This window comes from uncultured Bacteroides sp. (assembly GCF_905207245.1).
Lineage (GTDB): Bacteria > Bacteroidota > Bacteroidia > Bacteroidales > Bacteroidaceae > Bacteroides.
On sequence record NZ_CAJLKP010000155.1, the window covers coordinates 1 to 5163 of the forward strand.

Here is a 5163-nt window from a genome sequence, read left to right on the forward strand (position 1 = left end):
AGAGGGGGGATTCTTTAATTTGGATTTAAGGGGGCAGTATGAACCGGTTTTTCCAATGGTCTTATGCAATAACAAAGGTAGTATTAAATAACTTAGATAATGTTTGAGAATGGATAAATTATTGACTTTAGACCAAATTCGGGTGATATGCGTGTAGCTGTTTAGCTCGATATTAGCGTATCTGACACCTACCAAAGGATTCCTTATAGCTTTGGCAGTGATGTTTGCCTTTAATATTTGGTGCGGTATGCGTGCCGATGGCGTGAGTATTGTTCGGTGCAAGAACTTCTCTTGGGGTAAGTTTAAGAATGTACTTGCAGAGTTACTCTTATACCTGATTATTATTGAGGTGGTATTTATCTTTATGAACTCAATAGGAGATGGTGACAGTGTTCTCATTGTGATTAAGACTATCACGTATGTCTATCTTCAGAATGCATTTAAGAACCTGATTATAGCATACCCGAAAAATAAGGCTTTCCGGATAATCTACCATTTGATAAGGTTTGAGTTCAAGCGTGCGATGCCTTCGCACGTTCAGGGGGTAATTGAAAGAATTGAAAACGAAATTAATAAGGAGGATAATTAATGGCGAATTTAGAAAAGTTAGTTCCGTTCATCCTGAAGTGGGAGGGCGGATTTGTGAATGATCCTGATGACTTGGGTGGAGCAACCAATAGAGGCGTAACACTTGCAACTTATACACAGTATTGCCGGAAGAAAGGTTATCCGATGCCAACCGTTGAGCGGCTGAAAAATCTCTCTGAGCGCGAATGGACCGAGATTCTAAAGACAATGTATTGGGATAGGTGGAAAGCTAACAAGATAGCTAACCAGAATGTTGCCAATATACTTGTTGATTGGGTTTGGGCATCAGGTGTTCATGGCATTAAACGACCGCAGAAAATTTTAGGTGTATCTGTAGATGGTATTGTTGGTAGCCAGACTCTTGCCTCTGTTAATGCCAGGGATGCGAAAGAATTATTTTATGCTATTAAAGCGGATCGCATCAAATTTATAGATGAAATCTGCAAAGCCCGACCAGCTAATGAGAAGTTTCGCCGGGGATGGATGAACCGGATTAATAACTTAACCTTTTGAGCCATGAAACGCTTGCTTTATATAGCTATGTTCTTGATGTTAGGAATATGGTTTGGTGCTTGTCGGAGTCTTAAACAGGTGCCGATTGAAAGTAGAACTGATAGCATCTATATCAAAACGTTGATTCCAGTAGCTAATTCTGCTGATAGTGCCGCTATTCGTGCGCTTTTTGAGTGTGATGAAAATGGGCCGGTTGTACTCCGGTGGTTGGACATTGCAAACACGAAGAATGTGCAGGCGCAACTAGCGATTGATAGCCTTGGGAATGTGATAGCTAAGATGAAAGTGCCGCAAGATACTGTCTACATACCTTCTAAGAAGATTACCGTTAAGGAATATGTAGAGGTGCCTGTAGAGATCGAAAGGAGGCTGACCAGAGGGCAAGCTATGAAGGTCGAACTGGGAGGCTGGGCATTCGGTGCATCGCTTGCTCTTATCCTATGTATAATAGGTAGGTTTGTTTATAAGAGAATAAAGAAGTAGAAGTAATTCATCATTGATGAATTTGAGCCTCGGCTGGTGACAGTCGGGGCTTTTTGTTATTTATTAGTATTGCTATGATAAAGTTGTAAAATAACAACTTTGTATTCATCTTAAGAATTATCTTTGTGGCATAAATAATTAAAAATAACATAATGAAAGAAAAAGTCATTTGGGAGAAATGCGCTTATGATAATTGGGCGCATTTGAAAACACTAGACTTAACAAGTCCGAGTTTAGTGGAAAATGGTCAGTGTAATACTGGAGTGTACATTATTTGGTCGGAAACAGAAAAGCGAGTTGTGCGAGTTGGGAGCGGTCGTATAGCAGAACGACTGGAAGAACATTCGCAGAATCCATTAATCTGTAAACATCCGGAATTACTTGTCACTTTTGCTATTATTAAGGACAAAGAAGTTATGTTGGGGGTTGAAGCGTATTTGGCCGCTGTATATTCTCCTGTCATTGGGGATAGATTCCCAGATGCTACACATATATATGTGAATCTTCCAAAAATTGATGTATATATTGCTGAGGAGTATTTAGCCAGTAGAATTATAGATTGATAATATTGTCGTTTTTATTAAGGCAGCCGAATAAGCTGCCTTTTTTCTTATATCCCTATTTCATGCTATCTAACATCCTATGTTGAGTGACAACCTATTATATTATTTCTTATTTTTACACACTAACTAAAAATGGTATATTATGGCAGAATATAGTAGGGAACAAAGGGATAAATTGAGTAGGGCGATTGCTAATAGTGGAATTAGTAGTAGGCAGTTAAAGAGTTTCGTGGATAATAGAAGCCAAACCATTCAGATGTGGCACGGAACTTCTGTGGATTCAGCCAACTTATTTCAACAGGCGACCACCAGAATGACTATTTTAGGAATTCCTCCTGCAGCAATAACAGGTTTATTGGGTGCTAATGGTGCAAATATAGGAGACAACACACAAGCTCATCATATTATTCCACAGGAGTTGTATCATCCAGGAGTGGTAACAGGTACTCCACTTGATGATCGTGGATTTAATGGAATGTTGTTACCATCTACAAAGGGATTATCATATTTAATGGGAAGAACAGCACATGTTGGATCACATCCCACTTATACAACAAATATAGAACATAATCTACTGACTCTAGCTCCACATTCTGCTAGTGTTCGAAATATCTTGTACAACTATTGTACTAAGACTTTTCCTTCTGATGTTGTAATAAAAGCTGTGAATAGTACTATTGCTGCAAATCGTGCAATGTTAAGCGGAAATAATCCTGATACAATTCTTTCATAAAATATATGTGTCGGTTTGTCCTATTGGTCTCCTTCAAGTCGATGGCTTGCTCCATGTAATCTTGAGCAAGGACTAGGGAAGTCGGCACAAATGCCTTCGTCTGCATATTGCAATGGAATATCTTCTGGTATTCTGAGAGAATAGAACGCAGTTTAGTGTTCATAAAGCCTGCATCATTCCTTTTGATAACCTGTCCGTTTTTAAACTCCTTCGCAGAATTTATACGAAGATCAGTAATTATATACCTAGTTTCTCCATTATGAGAAACTGCAACTCTTATTTTGTGACTCCTATCTTTTAATGCCTTTGCAGGCACGATAACAAGTGATAAATTAGCCATAGTTTTCGACAATAAAATAGCGTCAAATGTGACGTTTTATTGGAGTTATATACTATTGAAACCTCTTGAAGTTCAGTGCTTTTTGAAAAATAAAATATATTCTTCAAAAAGAAGGTAGTTTTTTTCTTCTCTTTCTTGACAGGGCTTGAGGTTTTTTTGTATTTTTGGCAATCAATTAATAAATTAAGATAGTATGATAACACCGCAAGACAAAGAGTTGCTTACCAAAAAAGGTATTTCAGAAGAACAGATAACCGAACAACTGGCCTGTTTTGAGAAAGGTTTCCCGTACTTGAAGCTGGCTGCAGCCGCTTCTATAGAGAAAGGTATTCTGGCACCTGCCGCTGACGAGCAGAAGCTCTATCTCGATGCATGGGATGCATATACACGGACAGATAAAGTAGTGGTGAAGTTTGTCCCCGCATCAGGTGCGGCAAGTCGCATGTTCAAGAATTTATTCGAATTTCTTGGAGCTGATTACGATGCACCCGAAACCAAATTTGAAAAAACTTTCTTCGAACAAATTGAAAAGTTTGCTTTCTATGATGACTTGAATGCCGCTTGTGAAAATATGTCCGGGAAGGGGATTCATGCATTGATAGCCGATGGGAATTACAAAGCTGTTGTGGCAGCATTGCTCGAAGCTGCCGGACTGAATTACGGTGCGCTACCGAAAGGTTTACTCAAGTTCCATAAGTACGAAGACGGAAGTCGTACGCCATTGGAGGAACATCTTGTGGAAGGTGCGCTCTATGCAGCCAATAAGAATGGAAAGGTAAATGTGCATTTTACTGTTTCTCCTGAACATCGGCGTCTGTTTGAAGCATTGGTAGCTGACAAGGCCACTGTTTATGCCAAGAAGTACGGAGTGGATTATAATGTTACTTTTTCCGAACAGAAACCCAGTACGGATACCATTGCCGCCGATATGGACAATCAGCCTTTCCGCGACAACGGCAAGTTATTGTTCCGTCCGGGCGGTCATGGTGCACTGATTGAGAATCTGAACGACCTCGATGCAGACATCATCTTTATTAAGAATATCGATAACGTGGTGCCCGATAAGTTGAAGGGGGATACAGTGTTGTACAAGAAGTTGATTGCCGGAGTGCTGGTTGCGTTGCAGCAGCGTGCGTTTGCCTATCTGGAGATTCTGGATAGCGGCAGATATACTCATGAACAAGTGCTCGAAATCCTGCAATTCCTGCAAAAGAAACTGTTCTGCAAGAATCCTGAAACAAAGAATCTGGAAGATGCCGAGCTGGTGCTTTATTTGAAGGAGAAACTGAACCGCCCGATGCGTGTATGCGGTATGGTGAAGAATGTAGGCGAGCCGGGTGGTGGTCCGTTCCTGGCATATAATAGTGACGGAACTATCTCTCTGCAAATCCTTGAAAGTTCTCAGATTGATATGGACGATCCGGAAAAGAAGGAGATGTTTGAGAAGGGAACGCACTTCAATCCCGTGGATTTGGTTTGTGCCGTACGCGACTATAAAGGTCATAAATTCGACCTCGTTAACTTCGTGGATAAAGCTACCGGTTTCATCTCTTACAAATCAAAGAATGGCAAAGACCTGAAAGCGCTCGAACTTCCCGGTTTGTGGAACGGTGCCATGAGCGACTGGAATACGGTGTTTGTAGAAGTTTCCCTGAATACGTTCAACCCGGTGAAGACGGTAAACGATTTGCTGAGAGAACAACATCAGTAAATGATATTTCAATAAAAAAGTGCCGGAGGATTTTACTTCTCCGGCACTTTTCATTTAGAAGGTATTTATTTTACCTTTTTACACATTCATAGCATTAGCGCTCAGTGCTCCTATAATAGCCGAAGCCACCGCAATCACCACCTTGAGTATTTTATCCCAAATTGACTTTTTCATTCTCTTTAATTTTTAATTCTTTAATTTTTAATTTCCAAAGCCTTTGGCTTTGGATTCT

General features: G+C 40.2%; 8 protein-coding genes. 6 read left to right on the forward strand and 2 right to left on the reverse strand.

The window, feature by feature from the left end; genetic code table 11:
- The first annotated feature begins 211 nt into the window (after window positions 1–211).
- The 5 genes from QZ135_RS24360 to QZ135_RS24380 all read left to right on the forward strand — a co-directional run bounded on the left by QZ135_RS24360 (window position 212) and on the right by QZ135_RS24380 (window position 2880).
- On the forward strand, window positions 212–589 hold the full coding sequence (locus QZ135_RS24360) for a hypothetical protein (protein WP_294615657.1): 378 nt from the start codon (window positions 212–214) through the stop codon (window positions 587–589).
- Window positions 589–1101, forward strand: a complete 513-nt coding sequence (locus QZ135_RS24365; RefSeq protein WP_294615659.1) for a glycosyl hydrolase 108 family protein — start codon at window positions 589–591, stop codon at window positions 1099–1101. Before QZ135_RS24360 ends, QZ135_RS24365 begins: the two co-directional genes overlap by 1 nt.
- 27 nt (window positions 1102–1128) lie before the next feature.
- Window positions 1129–1584 carry a hypothetical protein gene (locus tag QZ135_RS24370; RefSeq protein ID WP_294615661.1) on the forward strand — a complete coding sequence of 152 codons (456 nt, stop codon included), beginning with the start codon at window positions 1129–1131 and terminating at the stop codon, window positions 1582–1584.
- Window positions 1585–1736: 152 nt separating this feature from the next.
- Window positions 1737–2147, forward strand: a complete 411-nt coding sequence (locus QZ135_RS24375; RefSeq protein WP_294615663.1) for a hypothetical protein — start codon at window positions 1737–1739, stop codon at window positions 2145–2147.
- Between the two features lie 142 nt (window positions 2148–2289).
- Entirely contained in the window at window positions 2290–2880 is a 591-nt protein-coding gene (locus tag QZ135_RS24380; protein WP_294615665.1) for an AHH domain-containing protein, read from the forward strand.
- On the opposite strand, the gene QZ135_RS25025 is transcribed toward QZ135_RS24380, so the two are convergent.
- Window positions 2822–3220 (reverse strand): Arm DNA-binding domain-containing protein, encoded by a 399-nt coding sequence (locus tag QZ135_RS25025; RefSeq protein WP_365979423.1) that lies wholly within the window; start codon window positions 3218–3220, stop codon window positions 2822–2824. The two genes, QZ135_RS24380 and QZ135_RS25025, sit on opposite strands and share 59 nt — an antisense overlap.
- A 193-nt stretch (window positions 3221–3413) precedes the next feature.
- Between QZ135_RS25025 and QZ135_RS24385 the strand changes: the two genes are divergently transcribed.
- On the forward strand, window positions 3414–4931 hold the full coding sequence (locus tag QZ135_RS24385; RefSeq protein WP_294615666.1) for a DUF4301 family protein: 1518 nt from the start codon (window positions 3414–3416) through the stop codon (window positions 4929–4931).
- Window positions 4932–5009: 78 nt separating this feature from the next.
- Here QZ135_RS24385 and QZ135_RS24390 read toward each other — a convergent pair whose 3' ends face one another.
- Window positions 5010–5105: a smalltalk protein gene (locus QZ135_RS24390; RefSeq protein ID WP_156482078.1), complete on the reverse strand. Its 96-nt coding sequence runs from the start codon at window positions 5103–5105 to the stop codon at window positions 5010–5012.
- Window positions 5106–5163 lie beyond the last annotated feature (58 nt).